The sequence below is a fragment of the Streptomyces sp. NPDC001153 genome, from assembly GCF_053598315.1.
Map to the genome: position 1 here is coordinate 35,394 of NZ_JBSFJZ010000011.1, position 19,077 is coordinate 54,470.

Annotated in this window: 21 protein-coding genes; 15 read left to right on the forward strand and 6 right to left on the reverse strand. The window is 71.9% G+C overall.

The window, feature by feature from the left end; all coding sequences use genetic code 11:
* Entirely contained in the window at positions 1–288 is a 288-nt protein-coding gene (locus ACWDEN_RS14570; RefSeq protein WP_450859165.1) for a hypothetical protein, read from the reverse strand.
* A 139-nt stretch (positions 289–427) separates the two neighbouring features.
* Here ACWDEN_RS14570 and ACWDEN_RS14575 point away from each other — a divergent pair, with 139 nt between their 5' ends.
* Positions 428–1,054 carry a helix-turn-helix domain-containing protein gene (locus tag ACWDEN_RS14575; protein ID WP_450859167.1) on the forward strand — a complete coding sequence of 209 codons (627 nt, stop codon included), beginning with the start codon at positions 428–430 and terminating at the stop codon, positions 1,052–1,054.
* Positions 1,051–1,173, forward strand: a complete 123-nt coding sequence (locus ACWDEN_RS14580) for a DUF6126 family protein (protein WP_351611662.1) — start codon at positions 1,051–1,053, stop codon at positions 1,171–1,173. The genes ACWDEN_RS14575 and ACWDEN_RS14580 overlap by 4 nt, the downstream gene beginning before the upstream one ends.
* A gap of 175 nt (positions 1,174–1,348) precedes the next feature.
* Here the strand turns inward: ACWDEN_RS14580 and ACWDEN_RS14585 are convergent, their stop codons facing one another.
* Positions 1,349–2,146: a tyrosine-protein phosphatase gene (locus ACWDEN_RS14585; protein WP_450859169.1), complete on the reverse strand. Its 798-nt coding sequence runs from the start codon at positions 2,144–2,146 to the stop codon at positions 1,349–1,351.
* Between the two features lie 173 nt (positions 2,147–2,319).
* On the opposite strand from ACWDEN_RS14585, the gene ACWDEN_RS14590 reads away from it, so the two are divergent.
* A complete protein-coding gene (locus ACWDEN_RS14590; RefSeq protein WP_450859171.1) occupies positions 2,320–4,392 on the forward strand; it encodes an alpha-galactosidase in 2,073 nt (690 codons plus the stop codon).
* A 180-nt stretch (positions 4,393–4,572) separates the two neighbouring features.
* Entirely contained in the window at positions 4,573–5,358 is a 786-nt protein-coding gene (locus tag ACWDEN_RS14595) for an SGNH/GDSL hydrolase family protein (RefSeq protein ID WP_450859363.1), read from the forward strand.
* A 164-nt stretch (positions 5,359–5,522) separates the two neighbouring features.
* Here the strand turns inward: ACWDEN_RS14595 and ACWDEN_RS14600 are convergent, their stop codons facing one another.
* The 4 genes from ACWDEN_RS14600 to ACWDEN_RS14615 all read right to left on the reverse strand — a co-directional run bounded on the left by ACWDEN_RS14600 (position 5,523) and on the right by ACWDEN_RS14615 (position 7,919).
* Entirely contained in the window at positions 5,523–6,137 is a 615-nt protein-coding gene (locus ACWDEN_RS14600; RefSeq protein ID WP_450859173.1) for a TetR family transcriptional regulator C-terminal domain-containing protein, read from the reverse strand.
* 83 nt (positions 6,138–6,220) lie between these two features.
* A complete protein-coding gene (locus tag ACWDEN_RS14605) occupies positions 6,221–7,405 on the reverse strand; it encodes a Glu/Leu/Phe/Val dehydrogenase dimerization domain-containing protein (protein WP_450859175.1) in 1,185 nt (394 codons plus the stop codon).
* Positions 7,402–7,629, reverse strand: coding sequence for a thiamine pyrophosphate-dependent enzyme (locus ACWDEN_RS14610; RefSeq protein WP_450859365.1), 228 nt, complete (start codon positions 7,627–7,629; stop codon positions 7,402–7,404). Before ACWDEN_RS14610 ends, ACWDEN_RS14605 begins: the two co-directional genes overlap by 4 nt.
* Positions 7,629–7,919, reverse strand: a complete 291-nt coding sequence (locus ACWDEN_RS14615) for a hypothetical protein (RefSeq protein ID WP_450859177.1) — start codon at positions 7,917–7,919, stop codon at positions 7,629–7,631. Before ACWDEN_RS14615 ends, ACWDEN_RS14610 begins: the two co-directional genes overlap by 1 nt.
* Positions 7,920–8,138: 219 nt before the next feature.
* On the opposite strand from ACWDEN_RS14615, the gene ACWDEN_RS14620 reads away from it, so the two are divergent.
* From ACWDEN_RS14620 to ACWDEN_RS14670, 11 genes are all read left to right on the forward strand, one after another.
* Complete coding sequence (locus tag ACWDEN_RS14620) at positions 8,139–9,305, forward strand: MBL fold metallo-hydrolase (protein ID WP_351611651.1); 1,167 nt, start codon at positions 8,139–8,141, stop codon at positions 9,303–9,305.
* 106 nt (positions 9,306–9,411) lie between these two features.
* On the forward strand, positions 9,412–10,155 hold the full coding sequence (locus tag ACWDEN_RS14625) for a TetR/AcrR family transcriptional regulator (protein ID WP_450859179.1): 744 nt from the start codon (positions 9,412–9,414) through the stop codon (positions 10,153–10,155).
* Positions 10,156–10,277: 122 nt separating this feature from the next.
* A complete protein-coding gene (locus ACWDEN_RS14630; RefSeq protein ID WP_351611646.1) occupies positions 10,278–10,595 on the forward strand; it encodes a hypothetical protein in 318 nt (105 codons plus the stop codon).
* A 9-nt stretch (positions 10,596–10,604) separates the two neighbouring features.
* Complete coding sequence (locus ACWDEN_RS14635) at positions 10,605–11,666, forward strand: M14 family metallopeptidase (RefSeq protein ID WP_450859181.1); 1,062 nt, start codon at positions 10,605–10,607, stop codon at positions 11,664–11,666.
* A gap of 382 nt (positions 11,667–12,048) precedes the next feature.
* Entirely contained in the window at positions 12,049–14,463 is a 2,415-nt protein-coding gene (locus tag ACWDEN_RS14640) for a sensor histidine kinase (protein WP_450859183.1), read from the forward strand.
* Positions 14,464–14,556: 93 nt separating this feature from the next.
* Positions 14,557–14,991, forward strand: coding sequence for a roadblock/LC7 domain-containing protein (locus ACWDEN_RS14645; RefSeq protein ID WP_351611639.1), 435 nt, complete (start codon positions 14,557–14,559; stop codon positions 14,989–14,991).
* A 2-nt stretch (positions 14,992–14,993) separates the two neighbouring features.
* Positions 14,994–15,365, forward strand: coding sequence for a DUF742 domain-containing protein (locus ACWDEN_RS14650; protein WP_228619280.1), 372 nt, complete (start codon positions 14,994–14,996; stop codon positions 15,363–15,365).
* Positions 15,343–15,942, forward strand: coding sequence for a GTP-binding protein (locus ACWDEN_RS14655; RefSeq protein WP_228619282.1), 600 nt, complete (start codon positions 15,343–15,345; stop codon positions 15,940–15,942). The genes ACWDEN_RS14650 and ACWDEN_RS14655 overlap by 23 nt, the downstream gene beginning before the upstream one ends.
* A gap of 85 nt (positions 15,943–16,027) precedes the next feature.
* On the forward strand, positions 16,028–16,600 hold the full coding sequence (locus ACWDEN_RS14660) for a GAF domain-containing protein (RefSeq protein WP_351611636.1): 573 nt from the start codon (positions 16,028–16,030) through the stop codon (positions 16,598–16,600).
* Between the two features lie 189 nt (positions 16,601–16,789).
* Positions 16,790–17,818, forward strand: coding sequence for an L-threonine 3-dehydrogenase (tdh, locus tag ACWDEN_RS14665; protein ID WP_351611633.1), 1,029 nt, complete (start codon positions 16,790–16,792; stop codon positions 17,816–17,818).
* Positions 17,819–17,856: 38 nt separating this feature from the next.
* Positions 17,857–19,050 (forward strand): glycine C-acetyltransferase, encoded by a 1,194-nt coding sequence (locus ACWDEN_RS14670; RefSeq protein WP_351611630.1) that lies wholly within the window; start codon positions 17,857–17,859, stop codon positions 19,048–19,050.
* Positions 19,051–19,077: the final 27 nt, after the last annotated feature.

Below are 19,077 nucleotides of genomic sequence, written 5' to 3' on the forward strand. Positions count from 1 at the left end.
CTAGCCCGGCAGCACGACGAAGAGGAGGAAGAGGTCCGCGAGTCCGACGGCGCCCAGGACCGTCGCCGTGACGGCGGTCCACAGTCGGCCGATGCCGCACGCGGCGTAGTGGACGGCCATGGCGCCGAAGGTCACGGCGAAGCCGCCCGCGAGGAGCGACCAGGGGAACAGGACGAACGTGAGGGTGGGCCAGGCGCTCGCGGCGGCGATGATCCCGCAGAAGAGGGCGAGAGGAGCGAGCGCGCCGGCGGGCGAGTCGGTCGGGTGGGACGAGCTGGATGCGGCCATGATGCGACCCCCATTTTTGAACGCGTTCAAGTCCTGAGGGGAGCGTAGCAGGGGCAGGCCGCGGGCGGGTGAGGCGTCGCTCTTTGCCTCAGAGGCAAGAAATTTTGCCCATCAGGCAAGGCTGGGGCTGAATGGAAGCATGAACGCCTCAGACGCCGGCCCACCGGCGGGCCCGGGCGACGACGACCTGTCCGCCGTCGCGCCGCAATTGCGGGCACTGCGCCGGCGCGCCGGCCTCACCCTGGAGTCCGCGGCCCGTGCCGCCGGGCTCTCACCGGCCCATCTGTCCCGGCTGGAGACCGGCCGGCGGCAGCCGTCGCTGCCGATGCTGCTGGCCCTCGCCCGTATCTACGGTACGACCGTTTCCGAACTCCTCGGCGAGACGGTCGCCGACCGGGACGCGATCGTGCGGGCCGGGGACATGGAGCCGACCCGGGCGGGCGGCTGGACCTACTTCCAGGCCGGGGCGCCGGGCCGCGGCATGCAGGCCCTGCGCGTACGGGTGCCGTACGGCTCGCAGGGCGACATCGTGCGCGTCCACCCCGGCGAGGAGTGGCTCTACGTCCTCAGGGGCCGGCTGCGGCTGCGCCTCGGGGACACCGCGCACCTGCTCGCCCCCGGCGACAGCGCGCACTTCGACTCCCTCACCCCGCACCGCCTCGCCGCCGTGGATCACGACGGCGTCGAGCTGCTGTTCGTCCACACCCTGCTGCAGAGCCCCACGGCCACGCTGTGCCTGGGCCCGCTGACCGGAGAGCTGCCATGAGAGACCTCGAGACGAAGTTCCCCCGCTCGCTGTGGATCCGCCTGATCATCTACATCGCCGTCGGCCATCTCCTGGCCGCGTTCCTCTTCCTGCTGTTCGCGTTGGGGGCGAAGAACTGAACCCGGCCGGGCCGCGTGGAGTCATGCGGGGACGCACGGCAGGCCCCCAGCTGACCGCCCACCCGCCCCGGAGGGATGCCGTCGGTCCCAGCGAGCAGGTCCACCAGGTGCAGGGTGGACGGACGCGGCGCGGCCGCCTCGGGTCGGTCCGGCACACGCGCGTGCCGCACGTCGTTCAGTCCAGCAGGCGCTCGCGCAGCACCTCGAGGGACGCCGGGGTGAGGCCGAGGCCCTGGTTCAGGTAGGTGTCCACCCCGCCCCAGGTCACCTCGATGGTCTCGAACGCCGCCTCGAGGTACTCGGCACGGGCGTCGAAGAGCGGGCTGAGCAGCTCCATGATCTCAGGGGTGTACGCGGTGTCCACGCTGCCGTTGCGGCGGACCTTGTAGCGCCGGTGCTTGGCGTTGGACTCCAGGTAGTCGGCGACGATCGCCTCGCGCTCCACGCCGAGCGCGAGCAGCGTCACGGCTATGGAGATGCCCGCGCGGTCCTTGCCCGCGGCGCAGTGCATCAGGGCGGGCACGCTGTCCTCGGCGAGGGCGCGCAGCACCCGGGAGTGCTCGGTGGTGCGCTCCGCGACGATCGACCGGTACGAGGCGATCATCCGGGCCGCGCCCTTGCCGTCGGCCAGGATGCCGCGCAGCTGGTCGAGGTCGCCGTCGCGGACCATCTTCCAGAACTCGGCGCCGTCCGCCGGGTCGCTCAGCGGCAGGTTCACGTTCCGCACGCCGGGCAGCTCGACATCCGGGCCCTCGAGCTTCTGGTCGGCCGCGTTGCGGAAGTCGAAGATCGTGTGCAGGCCCAGGGAGGCGAGGAAGGCGGTGTCGTCCTCGGTCGCGTGCGCCAGATGCCCGCTGCGGTACAGCACGCCGTGCCGCACCCGCCGTCCGTCCGTGGTCGGCAGCCCGCCCACGTCACGGAAATTGCGCACGCCGGCCAGCTCCGGCTCGGTCGACGGGACCTGCTGCGTCACGGGGGCTCCTCCCGGTCGGGCCCCGCCGTCGCGACTCGTCGGCGGGCACTTCGTCGACGATACGACATCGGTTTCCTCGGGCAAGGAGTTGTCCACAGCCATTGTCACCAGGGGCTCCGCCGCCTGATGATGTTGGCACTTGAGCGGATCTGTTGGCACCTGTGAGGTCTTACGTGGTGGACATCGCCGAAGACGGTCGTACCTGGCTCCTGTCGGGGCCCACCAGCAGCTATGCCCTGCGTCTCACCGACGCCCAGGAGCTGCTCCACCTGCACTGGGGGCCACGCATCGCGCTCCCGGACGCGGAGGCCCTGGCCGAGGACCCGCTGCCCGGCTACTGGCCCTTCGAGTCCCCGCTCGACGGCCGCGAGGAGTACCCCGTCGAAGGCGGCCCACGCTTCGTCCGCCCCGCCCTGTCCGTGCGCACCGACGAGCGCCGCGGCACCGAGTGGCGTTTCGTGTCGTACGACACGGAGGGCGACGCGCTGCGGCTGCGCTTCGACGACGACGGCCTCGCCGTCACCCTGCACTACCGGATGCGCGGCGATGTCGTCGAGCGCTGGGTCACCGTGGCGAACGACACGCACGCGCGCGTGGAGCTGCTGCGCGCCGACGCGGCCACCTGGACCCTGCCCGACCGCGACGGCTGGCGGCTGTCCCAGCTGCACGGCCGCTGGGCCGCCGAGTCCCTGCTCACCACCGCCCCGCTCACCTACGGCGAGAAGGTCATCGGCAGCCGCCGCGGCCACACGGGCCACCAGCACCTGCCCTGGGTCGCGCTCGACACCGACGCCACCGAGGAGCACGGCGAGGTCTACGGCTGCGCGCTCGGCTGGTCCGGCTCCTGGCGTATCGCGGTCGCCCAACTCCCGGACGCGCGCGTGCAGATCACCGGCGGCGCCGGCTACGACGACTCGGGCCTGCTCCTCCTCGAACCGGGGGAGTCGTACACCACTCCCGTCTTCGCCGGACTGTGGAGCGACGGCGGCTTCGGCGGCGCGAGCCGCACCTGGCACGCCTACCAGCGCGCGTACGTCATCCCGGACGCCGGACGGGACCGGCCGGTGCTGTTCAACTCCTGGGAGGCGACGAACTTCGACATCTCCGAGGAGCAGCAGCTCGCGCTCGCCCGCCGGGCCGCCGCGATCGGTGTGGAGCTGTTCGTCGTGGACGACGGCTGGTTCGGCGCCCGCACCAGCGACCGCGCGGGACTCGGCGACTGGACGCCCAACCCCGACCGCTTCCCGCACGGCCTGAAGCCCCTCGCCGACCAGGTGCACGGCCTCGGCATGCAGTTCGGCATCTGGGTCGAGCCGGAGATGGTCAACCCGGACAGCGACCTGTACCGCGCTCACCCCGACTGGGTGCAGTACCAAACGGGGCGCAAGCGGACGGAACTGCGCAACCAGCTCGTCCTCAACCTCGCCCGCGAGGACGTCCAGGAGTACCTCTGGGAGCAGCTGGACACCCTCCTCTCCAGCGCGCCGATCGACTATGTGAAGTGGGACTTCAACCGCTGCTTCACCGACGCCGGCTGGCCCGGCGAGCCCTATCCGCAGCGCCTCTGGGTGGACCACGTCCGCGCCCTGTACGCCCTGCTGGACCGGCTGCGCGCCGCCCACCCGCGGGTCGCCTTCGAATCCTGCTCGGGCGGTGGCGGCCGGATCGACCTGGGAGTGCTGAGCCGTACCGACCAGGTGTGGACCTCCGACAACACCGACCCGCTGGACCGGCTCGCCATCCAGCACGGCTTCAGCCAGATCCACCCCGCCCGGGTCATGGCCGCCTGGGTCACCGACAGCCCGAACACCCAGCTCAACGGCCGCGTCAGCTCCCTGCGGTTCCGGTTCGTCAGCGCCATGGCGGGCGTCCTCGGAGTCGGCGGCGACCTCACCGAGTGGACCGACCAGGAGCTGGCCGAGGCCCGGCAGTGGGTCCAGCTCTACAAACGGATCCGCCCGGTCGTCCAGCACGGCGAGCTGTACCGGCTGCGGCCCCCGGCCGGCGGTCTGAGCGCCGTCCAGTACGTCCTGGGGGAGGAGACGACCGTCCTCGCCTGGCTGCAGGCGCAGAGCTACGGCGAGCCCGTACCCGCGCTGCGCCTGCGCGGACTCGACCCGACGGCGTCGTACGCATGCCACGAAACGGGCGAAGTACACCGGGGGGCCGTCCTGCTGCACCACGGGCTGCGCACCGGGCTCAAGGGCGACCTGGACGCGACGATTCTCCGGCTGCGCCGCATCTGACGGCCACCGGTTCGTCACGTGGTCAACGCGTCCCGGATCAGCCGCATTCCTGGATTGGCAAATTATTTAAGAGTGTCACATCTCACCGTTCGTCAACCCCTCCTTACGGTCGCGTAGGTCACATGTGAAGGTGAATCATGGTCCGACGTGGCAGACGATTCGAAGAATGACAACAGATCAGTGATCGGGTCGTACGTGGCGGTGGGGGACAGCTTCACCGAGGGCGTCGGCGACCCGGGGCCCGACGGGGCGTTCGTGGGATGGGCCGACCGGTTCGCGGTCCTGCTCGCAGATCGGCAGCCCGAGGGCGATTTCGAGTACACCAATCTCGCGGTACGCGGGAAGCTGCTCGACCAGATCATGGAGGACCAGCTCCCGAAGGCCGTCGAACTGGCCCCGGACCTCGTCTCCTTCTGCGCGGGTGGCAACGACATCATCCGCCCCGGCACCGACCCGGACGAGGTGGCCGAACGCTTCGAACGGGCGGTGGCCCAGCTGGCCGAGGCGGCCGGCACGGTGATGGTGACCACCGGCTTCGACACCCGTGGCGTCCCCCTGCTCAAGCATCTGCGCGGCAAGATCGCCACGTACAACGGGCACGTCCGCGCCATCGCCGACCGGTACGGATGCCCCGTGCTCGACCTGTGGTCCCTGAAGTCCGTGCAGGACCGCAGGGCCTGGGACAGCGACCGCCTGCACCTCTCGCCCGAGGGGCACACGCGCGTGGCGCTGCGCGCCGGTCAGGCCCTCGGTCTGGAGATCCCGGCCGACCCGGAGCAGCCGTGGCCGCCGCAGCCGCCCCGGGGCACCCTGGAGATCCGCCGTGACGACGTCCACTGGGCCCGCGAGTACCTGGTGCCGTGGATCGGCCGCCGACTGCGCGGGGAGTCCTCCGGCGACCATGTGACCGCGAAGGGCACCCTGTCGCCCGACGACATCAAGATGCGCATCGCCTCGGTGGCGTGACCAGCACCGACGTGCCCCGCCCCGCACAGCCTGCGGCGCGGGGCACGGTTGTGCACGGGCGTGGTTCCGCGTTACCGGACTCGCGCGGCGTGGGGGTGTCCGTCGTCCGGGCGGGGGCCTGGGCGGATCCCGAACCACACGGGCACCCGCCTGCCCCCAGAGATCTAACGTTCCGTCAGTGCGGCTCGCTCCAGGCCCAGTTCGCGTGCGAGCGCGTCGTCGACCCATTCCTGCGCGCGTGCCCGCGGCACCGCTCCCGGGTACGACGTCAGCTGGACCGCGAGCCCGTCCAGCAGCGCGGTCAGCCGCGGCGCGGCGCCGGCCGGGTCGGCGCAGGCGAACTCGCCCCCCGCCACGCCCTCGGCGATGACCTCGGCGATCGCCGCCTTCCACTGCTTGTCCAGGTCCCGGGTGACCTCCCGCAGGGCCGGCTCGCGCAGGGCCACGGCCCAGCCCTCGATCCACAGCCGCCAGCCCTTGGCCTGCCCGGTCGGCGCGTACCAGCGCACCGCGGCCCGCAGCCGGCGCAGCGCGGACGTCCGCCGGCCCAGCAGCTTGCGCAGATGCGCGAGGTCGTCCTCGGCCGCGTAGGCGAACGCGGCGGCGACCAGCTTCTCCTTCGTCGAGAAGTGGTACAGCACCAGCGCGTTGCTCACCCCGAGCGCCGCGGCCACGTCGGCGATCCTGACCGCCGCCACGCCCCGCACCTCGATCTGCCCGATGGCGGCCCGCAGCAGCTCCTCCCGCCGCTCGGCCACGCTCAACCGCACTCTCGCCACGCGGTCACCCTAGTCCGTTGCCAAGGGCGGCGCCGAAGGGGGCTGGTTCCCCTCCGCCAAGCCGTGCTCGAACCGCGGCGCGCTCACCGGTACCACCCGAAGCGGTCCGCGATCACCGGCAGCCGGTCGGTCACCAGCGCGTGGGCGGCCGCACGCGGAGTCGTGCCGTCGGCCTCCGCGCGCGCGAGCATCAGCCCGATCAGAGCGCGCATCGACCGCCGGATGTGCGCGAAGGCCACCTCGGCGTCCGCGCCGATGTCGCCGAACAGGGTCCACCACCACCAGGCGTTGGTACCGGAGTTGACCACCACATCCGGCAGCACGGTGACCCCGCGCGCGGCCAGCAGCTCCTCCGCCTCCGGCAGCACGGGCATGTTGGCGGCCTCCACGATCCAGCGGGCGCGGATCCGGTCCTGGTCGGCGGTGTCGATGGCGTATGACACCGCTGCCGGCACCAGCACCTCCACGTCGGCGGACAGCCAGGCGTCGCCGGGCAGTTCGCGGTCGCCGGGGCGCAGCACACGGCGGTCGACGGTGCCGTAGGCGTCCCGCGCGGCCAGCAGGGCCTCGACATCCAGCCCCGCGGGGTTGGCGATCGTGCCCTTGATGTCGGCGACCGCCACCACCGTCAGGCCCGCGCGGGCGAGGAACCGCGCGGTGGCCCCGCCCATCGTGCCGAGCCCCTGCACCGCCACCCGGGCGCCCGCGTACGGCACGCCCGCCCGGTCCAGCGCCGCGAGCACCGACTCGGCGACCCCGCAGCCGCCCGCCAGCTCGTCCAGGCCGATGCCGTCCACCTCGACCGCGAAGGCGTCCGCGAGCCGTTCGCGGGCCGCCGCCTCGTCGTCCAGCAGCGGGTACACGGCCTGGATGGAGGAGACCAGACCCGCCTCGGCCGCCGCGCGGTCGACCAGGTCCTGGGTGAGGCCGAGGTCCTCGCCGGTGGTCCAGAGACTCTCGATGTACGGCCGCATGGCGCGCAGATAGCGCACCAGCAGCCCGTACGCCCCCGGATCCTGGGGATCGCAGTCGATGCCGCCCTTGGCACCGCCGAGCGGCACATACCGGGCCTCGGGGTCGTAGTGCAGGGCCTCCTTCATCGTCATGCCGCGGGCGAGCCCCGTCACCTCCTGAAGGGTGCAGCCGGGGCGCATCCGCAGCCCGCCGCTGGCCACGCCGCGAACCAGCCGGTCCACCACCAGGAAGCCCTGGCGGCCGGTGACGTGGTCGGTCCAGACGAGCGACATGAGGGGAGCGGGGGCGGTCATGGGGTCTCCTCGGGGACGGTGATCAGGGTGGAGCAGAGCCGGTCGAGGGCCTCGGTGACGGCGCGCGCCAGTGCGGCCGGGTCGTACGCGCGCGTGCCGTGTCCTCCGTAGGCGCGGGCCGGGGCGGGCAGGTCGGCCGGCACGAGGCCCACCGCGGTCGGCGCGTCGCCGCGCGCCCGCATCTCGTCGCGGACCTCGCCGTAGCCGCCGTTGTCGAAGACCACTATGGGCAACGGCCGTCGGCTCGGCGACCTTGGCGCCCGGTGCGGCGGGCAGGTGGGGAGAGGGCGCCGTAGCAGCAGCACTGGGCGCTGTCGGAGGTGATGACGGCGTCGGCCGCCGGCACCGCGCGCAGGGCGGCCACCTGGTCGGCCACGCGCGTGTGCGTGCCAACCGCGGGTACGCGCGCGTGCCCGTCCGCCGTGCCCGCGTACATCCGGTCCCGATCGAGATCGACGCGTACGAGCGTGCCGTACTCCTCCGGCAGCATGAACCCGGTGGGGAGGGCGGACACGGTGCCTCCAAGGCGGCCGCGGACGGTGGTCGGCGAAGGCGCCGTAGCAGAGCTCTACTGAATAGTGAGTCAGTATCCGGAGCCGGTGCGTGCCCTGTCAACGGGCTGAACGGAGGTTCAGTAGTGTGCCGCCGGGCACGCAGGGGTACCCCCGCCAGGACCGGGCTGTCGTAGGGGCCGCCCATAATGGGGAGCTCACCCACTCCACCGGGAGGTACCGTGACCGGACTGCGTTCCTCGAGCCCGGGGCCCCGCGCGCTGCGGCCCGCAGCCTTCGGCGCGGAACCGGGCGGTGAGCGCCTGGCACGCATCCGCCGCTCCCCCCACTTCAAGGACGGCGTCTTCCAGAACCCGGGCGGCACCGCGCGCACCCGGCCCTCCGGCTCCACGCTGGACCTCGCGAAGGTGTTCCTCGACAAGGAAACCCGGCCGCTGCGTGCCCCGAAGGGCACCGTCCCGGTGCATCCCACCACCTTCGCCGACCTGGCCAAGCCGCCCGCCACCGGACTGCGGCTGACCTGGATGGGCCACTCCAGCGTGCTCGCGGAGATCGACGGCCACCGGGTCCTGTTCGACCCCGTCTGGGGCGAGCGCTGCTCTCCGTTCCCCTTCGCCGGCCCCAGACGGCTGCACCCCGTGCCGCTGCCGCTGGCCGCGCTCGGCGAGGTCGACGTGGTCGTCATCTCGCACGACCACTACGACCACCTGGACCTGCCCACCATCAAGGCGCTGGCCGGCACGGACACCGTGTTCGCCGTGCCGCTCGGCGTCGGTGCCCACCTCGAGCACTGGGGCGTCTCCGCGGACCGCCTGCGCGAGCTGGACTGGCACGAGTCGACACCGGTCGGCGGCCTCACCCTCACCGCGACGCCCGCCCGCCACTTCTGCGGCCGCGGCCTGCGCAACACCCAGCACACCCTCTGGGCGTCCTGGGCCGTCGCCGGCGAGGAGCACCGGATCTACCACAGCGGTGACACGGGCTACTTCGACGGCTTCAAGGACATCGGCGCGGACCACGGCCCGTTCGACGCCACGATGATCCAGATCGGCGCGTACAGCGAGTTCTGGCCGGACATCCACATGACCCCCGAGGAGGGCCTGCGCGCCCACCTCGACCTGCAGGGCGGAGCGCCGCACGGCGCGCTGCTGCCGATCCACTGGGGCACCTTCAACCTTGCCCCGCATCCCTGGGCCGAGCCGGGCGAGTGGACGAAGGAGGCGGCCGAGGAGGCCGGCCAGGCGGTGGCCCTGCCCCGCCCGGGCGAGCCCTTCGAACCGGCGGGCAAGCTCCCGGCGGAGGCCTGGTGGCGCGGGGTGTCGGGGGAGCTGCGGCGCACCTGGCGCTCGGTCGGCGCGTTCGTGGCGGAACCACCCGCCCGGAGATGACGCCGCTGAGTTTTCCGACGCCCTGTGGCCGTCCCTGAAGCGTGCTCAGGATACGGATAAAACGTACAATTAAAAACGAAATATACGTCGTATCCGGAGTGCGGCCATGGCTCAGCGGGACAACCCCGAGAGGCGGGGACGCCTCAGTCGCCCGCTGGTGCTCGGCGCGGCTGTCGCCCTCGTCGACCGTGACGGGCTCGCGGCCCTGACCATGCGCCGCCTGGCGGCCGACCTGGGCGTGGAGCCGATGGCGATCTACCGGTACGCCGACGGAAAGGAAGGCCTGCTCGACGGGTTGGTCGAGGCGTTCTTCGAAGAGGTCAACCAATGGCTGCGCACGTCGGCGCGGGAGCCCCTCGCCGACGCCGGCGCCGTACCGGCCGAACCGCCCTGGCGGGCCGAACTGCGCCGTGTGGCCCGGGCGTTCGCCCGCGTCGTGCACGCGCATCCCGAGATCCTGCCCGTGGTCGCCACCCGCCCGCTCAGCGTGCCCGTGGCCCGGCGTCCGAGGGCCTGGCTCCAGCTGACCGAGCACATGCTCGCCGTCCTCGCCCGCGCCGGATTCGACGACGCCACCGCGCTGACGGTCTACCGCACCTTCGTGGCCTGGACCCTCGGCTGCCTCCTCGTGGACAAGCGTCAGGTCGTGGACGATCCCGACGAGCCGGACGTCATGCTGCGCCTGGGCCTGCACCGGCTGTCCGCCGCCGAGTATCCGCGATTGCGCGCCCTCGTCCCGCGCTTCGGCGACTACGACGACGAGCAGGAGCTGATGACCGGCCTGGACATCCTCCTCGGCCGCCTGCCCGAGCCTCCGCTTGACGCCTTCTACGGCGGCGGCGCACGCTGAGGATACGACGTACACATCGGGCATATGCTTACAGACCTGTCGAACTGTGCGCGCTCTTCGTCCGTACCACTCGCGCCGCCGGCGCGGCCCAGGCAGCCCCGACGGCGCCGGAAGAAGCCGTCATGTCCACCACTGCTCAGCCCATCCTCCGCGTGCGCGTCACCGCCCGGGACGCCGACACCCTGCGCGCCCTGCTGCGCGACGCCCGCCCCGATGTCGGAGGCCGTCCCCACCGGTCCGACGACGGCCGGGTCACCATCGACGCCTATGTGACGGCCGAACAGGCCGAAGCCCTCGAACGCGAGGGTGTCTCCGTCACGATCGTCGAGGACGCCACCGCCGCCGGACACGCCCGGCAGGCCGAGGTCGGCGAAGGCGACCGGTTCGCCGCCGCCGACGCCGTGCCCCGCGGGCTGGCCGTCAAGGTGACGGACGCCTAGGAGGACGCCATGACGTATCTGAACATCACCGAGGTCGAGTCCGCCCTGGCAAGCCTGGCCACCGCCTACCCGTCCACGAGCGAACGCCTTGCCCTGCCCGAGACCTCGGTCGAGGGCCGGAGCTGCCACGCCCTGCGGATCGGCTCCGCCCCCGCCGGATCGAAGGACTGCGTCGTACTGATCGGCGGCGTGCACGCCCGGGAGTGGGGCAGTTGCGAGATCCTCGTCCACCTCGCGGCCGATCTGCTGGAGGCCCACGCCACCGGCACCGGTCTCGGCTACGGCGGGACGAGTTTCACCAGGGACCAGGTGCGCGGCATCCTGGACGGGCTGGACCTCGTCGTCTTCCCGCTGGTCAATCCGGACGGCCGGCTCTACAGCCAGACCGTCGCGCCGATGTGGCGCAAGAACCGCGATCGGGCGCACTCGGGCGGCGACCCGGCCCGTATCGGCGTGGACATCAACCGCAACTACGACTTCCTCTTCGACTTCGCCAAGGCCTTCGACCCGAACGCCCCGGTGCAGGTCTCGGCCGACCCGGCCGACCTCGTCTACCAGGGCCCGCACGCCTTCTCGGAACCCGAGACGCGCAACGTCAAGTGGCTGCTCGACACCTACCCGCGCACCCGCTGGTTCGTCGACGTGCACAGCTACTCCGAGGACATGCTGACCAACTGGGGGGACGACGAGAACCAGTCCCAGTTCACGGACCAGCGCTTCGACAACCCGGCCTTCGACGGTCGGCGCGGGTTGAGCGGCGACGCATACGCGGAGTACATCCCGAAGTCCGACGCCGACGACTCCATCGTGCTCGCCGAGCAGTTCTGCGCCGCACTGCACGGCGTGCGTGGCCGTACCTACACCCCGAAGACCGGCTTCCACCTGTATCCGACCTGCGGGACCAGCGACGACTACGCCTACTCCCGGAGCTTCACCAACGCGGCGAGCGGCAGGATCCTCGGGTTCACCGTGGAGTGGGGCACGCGCTTCCATCCGCCGTGGGCGGAGATGGAGAACATCATCCTGGACGTCGACGCCGGTCTCGTGCAGGTCTGCCTGACCGCACTCTGAGGCCCGCACATATGTGCAAAGACGCGTATGTACAAAGGACACGTACGGCGTATATCCGACGTACATCCCCGCGTCCCAGCCAAGGCCAAAGCGGATACTCTCCGTAGCAATTTGCCCGGGTGTCTCATGGCGGGTCAGGTCGGCGGACGTACGGAATGTCCAGAAGATGATCACGTCGGCGTGACCGGTTCTGCGCGAGTCGTATCGATGTCCTTCGCGTCCAGATCCCGTATACGACCGGGTAATCGGTCTGTCGTACGAGGCGTCATACCAGAGTGGGACCAATCCTGCGGGACTTTGTCAACTGCCCCCCGCACATGAGGGGGAGGCGACTACTGTCAGTGGCCGGATGGCAGCCCGACGGACCAGTACGAGGACGCAGATGTCTGACCAGCGAGCACCGGTCACCCGTGCCGACCGCCGAGAGGGCGGACGGCACGGGAGACCGGTCGCCCGACCCGCTCCCGCACTGCCCGAGACGCACATACGGCCCCAGCTCATGCGGCTCGCCGTCCTGCCGCCCCTCGCGGTCGCACTGAGCGCCTCCGCCGCGGTCCTCTTCAGCATCCGCTCCACCGGCGCCCGCACCGGCCCCACGCTCTGGGCCGTACTCGCCGGAGCGGTCGCCGTGACCGTCGCCGGCATCCTCATCGCCGCCGTGGCCGCCGACCGGGCCGCCCGCTCGGTCTCCGACCGCGTCGACGCGCTGCGCCGTACCGCCGCACGCGGCGAGGCCGACCTGCACGCCCTGGTCGACGCGCTGCGCCAGGGGGAGGCCCCGCCGCAGCGCACGCCGCGCCGCCGGCCGCCCGAGGACGCAGACGACTTCGAACTGCTCGCCGCCGACCTGGCCCGCGCGCACGACGGCGCCGTCACCGCCGTCGTGCGCGCCGCCCAGCTCTCGAGCCAGGCGGGCAGCGAGCAGAAGCTGGAGGTCTTCGTCAACCTCGCGCGCCGGCTTCAGTCCCTCGTGCACCGGGAGATCTCGATCCTCGACGACCTGGAGAACGAGATCGAGGACCCCGAACTGCTCAAGGGCCTGTTCCACGTGGACCACCTGGCCACCCGCATCCGGCGACACGCCGAGAACCTCGCCGTGCTCGGCGGCGCCGTCTCCCGGCGCCAGTGGAGCAACCCGGTCAGCATGACCGAGGTGCTGCGTTCCGCCATCGCCGAGGTCGAGCAGTACTCCCGGGTCAAGCTGGTGCCGCCGATCGACGGCGAACTGCGCGGCCACGCCGTCGCCGACGTCATCCATCTGCTCGCCGAACTCATCGAGAACGCCTCGGTGTTCTCCGCCCCGCAGACCCAGGTCCTGCTGCGCGCCAACCTCGTCACCTCCGGGCTCGCCGTGGAGGTCGAGGACCGCGGGCTCGGCATGCCCGTCGGTGAGCAGAACCGGATGAACGCCCTGCTCGCCGACCCCGACCAGGTCAACGTCGCCAGCCTGCTGGCCGACGGCCGCATCGGCCTCTACGTCGTCTCCCAGCTCGCCCGGCGGCACGGCATCCATGTGCGGCTGCAGACCAACATCTACGGCGGTGTCCAGGCTGTACTCGTCGTCCCGCAGGCTCTGTTGGGTACGGCACCCGGGGCGGCCGGTGCGGCCGGGGCGGACACCGGTGCGTCGCCGCAGGTACGGCTTCCGGGGCAGGTCGGCGGACATGGCCAGGGCCGGGCCCAGGGCCAGGGAACCGGGCAGGAGCACGGGGCGCACGAGGCGGGGCAGATGCGGGAGTCCATGCCCGCGCCCACGCCCGTGCCCGCGCCTGCGCCGGGAGTGCGGGGCGCGGGCGTGAGCCCCGCGCGGGGCGGTGCCGGGGCGGGGGCCGAGGCGCCGGCCGACTCGGGGGCCGTAGCCGGGGGAGGTGCCGTGGTCCCGGGGGGCCAGGACGGCTCCGGCGTCGGGCAGGCTCAGGTGACCGGGCGGCGACGGCACGCCCAGCGCGGGGGCGGGCTGCGGGGCGCCGAGAGCGGCCCGGTGCGACGTGGTGCGGACAGCGGTGACGGCGGACGGAACGGAGGTGGCCTCGCGCCGCTTCCCGTGCGGGGAGCCCGGCCGGACCGGCCCACCCCCGCCGAGGCCCTGCCCGGCATCAGCGCCGGGGACCGGGCGGCCGTCGAGGCGCACGCGGGTGTCCTGCCCACGCCGCGCACCGACACCGTGCGCGGCACCATGAACAAGCCCCAACTGCCCCGCCGCCGGGCCCAGGAGCACATCGTCCCCCAACTGCGCGGCGGCCCCGCGCCCCGCCAGGACGGCGACACCGTCCCCGGCCACGACCCGGGGCTGATGGCGGCCTTCCAGCGCGGGATCGGACTAGCCGAGGCCCAGCAGCACATGGAGAGGCAGGAGCCCACCGGCCTGGACACCGGGCACCTGGACTCGGCGTCCATGGACTCCGCGCATATGGGCTCAGCCCCCATGGAGCCCGCTCACACGGGCGCGGCCCACATCGAGGCCGCGCGCATGGAGTCCGTCCCCAGGGAGTCCCCGCGCCTGGATTCAGCCCACATGGAGTCGGCCCACATGGAGCCCGCCCACATGGACTCCACTCACATGGACAGCGCCCACGCCTCACCCATGACGGACCATCATTTCTGGCCCGCTGTACGGGAGTTCACCGACCCACCGGGCGTCCGGCCCGACCACATGGGCTCAGACCACCCGAGTGCGGACCACATGGGCTCCGACCACACGGACCCCACCCCCATATCCCAGGGGCGCACCCACGCGCCCGCATCCGACGGTGCCCGTGGCGCCGGCCGGCCCGACGGGAGCGCCCCGGCCGGCTGACGCCCGCACCGTACCCACCCCCCATCACCACGACCACGCACCCCCAACCCCCAGCGCTCCCACGACCTTCGTACCCCAAGGAGTCGATCCACCATGGCGAGCGATGCGCCGACTGCCCACGCATCCGACCTCGACTGGCTGCTGAGCGGCCTTGTGCAGCGCGTACCGCACACCACCAGCGCGGTGCTCCTGTCCTGCGACGGGCTGGTGAAGTCCGTGCACGGCCTCGACATCGACAGTGCCGACCACATGGCTGCCCTGGCCTCCGGCCTGTACTCCCTCGGCCGCAGCGCGGGCATCCGGTTCGGCGACGGCGGAGAGGTCCGCCAGGTCGTCGTCGAGCTCGACTCGACCCTGCTGTTCGTCACCACCGCCGGCTCCGGCACGTGTCTCGCCGTGCTCGCGGGCCGCGAGGCCGACGCCGCGGTGCTCGGCTACGAGATGGCGATGCTCGTCAAGAGCGTCCGCCCCTACCTGGTGACCGCGCCCCGGCAGCACGCCGTCGAACCCACGGCGACGAGGCCTTGAGCGTGGCCGCAGCCGGCGACGGGCCCTGGCTGGACGACGCGGCCGGACGGCTGGTGCGCCCGTTCACGGTCAGCAACGGACGTACCGAGCCCAGCATCGCCCTGGACCTGATGTCCCAGGTGATGGCCACCGGCGTCACCCCGCTCGGCTACCTCGGCCCCGAGCACGCCCAGGCGCTCGACCTGAGCCGGGCCCCCGTCTCGGTCGCCGAGGTAGCCGCGCACCTGAAACTGCCCGCGGTGGTCACCAAGGTGCTGCTCTCGGACCTCGTCGACTGCGGCGCCCTGACCACCAAGCCCCCCGCCTTCCACCACACACCCACTGACCGGTCTCTGCTGGAGGCAGTGCTCGATGGACTACGACGACAGCTCTGACCCGTTCCCGACCGCGCTGAAGATCCTGGTGGCGGGCGGGTTCGGAGTCGGCAAGACGACCTTCGTGGGCGCGGTCAGCGAGATCGCGCCGCTCAGCACGGAGGAGCTGCTCACCACGGTCAGTGTCGGCACGGACAGTCTCGACGGCGTCGAGAACAAGATGGAGACCACGGTCGCCATGGACTTCGGCCGGATCACCCTCGATCCGGACCATGTGCTGTACCTGTTTGGCACACCGGGGCAGGAGCGGTTCTGGTTCATGTGGGACGAGCTGTCCGAGGGCGCGCTCGGCGCGGTGATCCTCGCCGACACCCGCCGGCTCCAGGACTGCTTCGCGGCCGTGGACTTCTTCGAGGAACGCGGGCTCGGATTCATCGTCGCCATCAACGAGTTCGACGGCGGCTACCGCTACGACCCGGAGGAGGTGCGTGCCGCCATCGACCTCGACCCCCGGATCCCCGTCGTCCGCTGCGACGCCCGGATCTCCAGCTCCGGCGTGCAGACCCTGCTCACCCTCGTACGCCACCTCCTCGCCCACGCTCCGGCGACCGCGCCGAGCCATGGCGCCCACATGTGATTACGCCCTACCGCCCACGGAGTTCCTATATGAGGTACACCCACAGCGCCGCAGGCCGGCCAGCAGTACGGCCAGGAGCCCGGTCATGACCTACGAGCCGCCCCGGCCGGTCCGGGGTCTGCTCCTCACCCCCGAGGACAAGGAGGCCCCCGCCCGCGTCCACCGACTGCGTCTGCTCGGCCTGGTGAACCGTCCCGATCCGGCGCTGGACGCCTTCGCGGACCATCTCGCCCGGCTCACCGGCGCGCCGTATGCCATGGTCAACTTCGTCGGCGAGGGCCACCAGTTCTTCGCCGGCCTGTGCGTCCCCGCCGTCCCGCCGCCGAGGGAGGACGGCAGCAGGCCGGAGCTCGGCCGGGTCCTGCCGCGCGAGCACGGCTTCTGCCCCCATGTGGTGGTCCGCCGCAAGGCGCTGGTGCTCGAGGACGTCCGCGACTATCCGCGGTTCGCCGGTAACCCCGTCGTGGACGAGTACGGCATCCGCTCGTATCTCGGCGCCCCGCTGATCGACAGCTCCGGCATGGCGCTCGGCACGGTGTGCGCGGCCGACACCGCGCCCCGGGCCTGGGGCCGCTCGGGCCTGGAGACCATCAAGGCGCTGGCCGCCGATCTCGTCGTACGCCTCGAACGGAGCGCCGAGGACGGGTTGCCCCTGTGACGGGCCAGGGCGTCCCTTCGCCGCCGGCACCTGGGGCGTGAAGGAAAGCTGAGGCGGCGGTTAAGAAAAGCTCGATGGACCCGCGGCCCGCGCATACGGCAGATTGCAGGGTGATTCCACCCCTCTGACCCGGTGCGGGCTCCTTCGGTATGCCCGAGGTCCGGGATCTCACCCACAGGAGCCGCACGCGTGAAGGCGCTGGTCAAGGAGAAGGCGGAGCCCGGGCTCTGGCTGACGGACGTCCCGGAGCCCGAGATCGGCCCGGGTGACGTACTGATCAAGGTCATGCGGACCGGTATCTGCGGCACCGACCTGCACATCCGGGCCTGGGACGGCTGGGCGCAGCAGGCGATCCGCACCCCGCTCGTGCTCGGCCACGAGTTCGTCGGGCAGGTCGTCGAGACCGGCCGGGACGTGACCGACATCCGCATCGGCGACCGCGTCAGCGGCGAGGGCCATCTGGTGTGCGGCAAGTGCCGCAACTGCCTGGCGGGCCGCCGTCACCTGTGCCGGGCCACGGTCGGCCTCGGCGTCGGCCGGGACGGTGCCTTCGCGGAGTACGTCGCCCTGCCCGCGAGCAATGTCTGGGTTCACCGCGTCCCCGTCGACCTCGACGTCGCCGCGATCTTCGACCCGTTCGGCAACGCCGTGCACACCGCGCTGTCCTTCCCGCTGGTCGGCGAGGATGTGCTGATCACCGGCGCCGGACCGATCGGCCTGATGGCCGCCGCCGTGGCCCGCCACGCGGGCGCCCGGAACGTCGTCATCACCGACGTCAGCGAGGAGCGCCTGGAGCTGGCCCGCAAGATCGGCGTGAGCCTCGCCCTGAACGTCGCGGAGACCTCCATCGCCGACGGGCAGCGGGAGCTGGCCCTGCGCGAGGGCTTCGACATCGGCCTGGAGATGTCCGGCCGCCCGGAGGCCATGCGGGACATGATCGCCAACATGACGCACGGCGGCCGTATCGCCATGCTCGGCCTGCCGGCCCAGGAGTTCCCGGTCGACTGGGCCCGGATCGTCACCTCGATGATCACGATCAAGGGCATCTACGGCCGCGAGATGTTCGAGACCTGGTACGCGATGTCCGTCCTGCTGGAGGGCGGCCTGGACCTCGCCCCCGTGATCACCGGCCGCTACGGCTACCGGGACTTCGAGGCGGCCTTCGCCGACGCCGCGAGCGGCAAGGGCGGCAAGGTCATCCTCGACTGGACCGCGTAACTCCCGCCATCCGCAAGCACCTTCAGGAGAGCTTCCCCATGTTCGACTCCGTCCGCGACGACCTGCGTGCCACCCTCGACGAGATCCGCGCCGCCGGCCTGCACAAGCCCGAGCGGGTCATCGGCACCCCGCAGTCCGCGACCGTCGACGTCACCGCCGGCGGCCGCCCCGGCGAGGTCCTCAACTTCTGCGCCAACAATTACCTCGGTCTCGCCGACCACCCCGAGGTGATCGCCGCCGCCCACGCCGCGCTGGACCGCTGGGGCTACGGCATGGCCTCCGTCCGCTTCATCTGCGGCACCCAGGAGGTGCACAAGGAACTGGAGGCCCGTCTCTCCGCGTTCCTCGGCCAGGAGGACACGATCCTGTACTCCTCCTGCTTCGATGCCAACGGCGGCGTCTTCGAGACCCTGCTCGGCGAGGAGGACGCGGTGATCTCCGACGCGCTCAACCACGCCTCCATCATCGACGGCATCCGCCTGTCCAAGGCCCGCCGCTACCGCTACGCCAACCGCGACCTCGCCGACCTGGAGGCGAAGCTCAAGGAGGCGTCCGAGGCGCGGCGCCGGCTGATCGTCACCGACGGCGTGTTCTCCATGGACGGCTATGTGGCCCCGCTGCGCGAGATCTGCGACCTCGCCGACCGCTACGACGCGATGGTCATGGTCGACGACTCGCACGCCGTCGGTTTCGTCGGCCCCACCGGCCGCGGCACCCCCGAACTGCACGGCGTCATGGACCGCGTCGACATCATCACCGGCACCCTGGGCAAGGCCCTCGGCGGCGCCTCCGGCGGTTATGTCGCCGCCCGTGCCGAGATCGTCGCCCTGCTGCGCCAGCGCTCGCGCCCGTACCTGTTCTCCAACACCCTGGCCCCGGTGATCGCCGCCGCCTCCCTGAAGGTCCTCGACCTGCTGGAGTCCGCCGACGACCTGCGGGTCCGGCTGGGTGAGAACACCGCCCTGTTCCGCCGCCGCATGACCGAGGAGGGCTTCGACATCCTCCCCGGTGACCACGCCATCGCCCCCGTGATGATCGGCGACGCGTCGAAGGCGGGCCGCATGGCCGAGCTGCTGCTGGAGCGCGGTGTGTACGTGATCGGCTTCTCCTACCCGGTCGTCCCGCAGGGCCAGGCCCGCATCCGCGTCCAGCTGTCCGCCGCGCACTCCACGGACGACGTCAACCGCGCGGTCGACGCCTTCGTGGCCGCCCGCGCCGAACTGGAGGCCTGAGCAGGGCGGACGCCTTGCGATAATTGA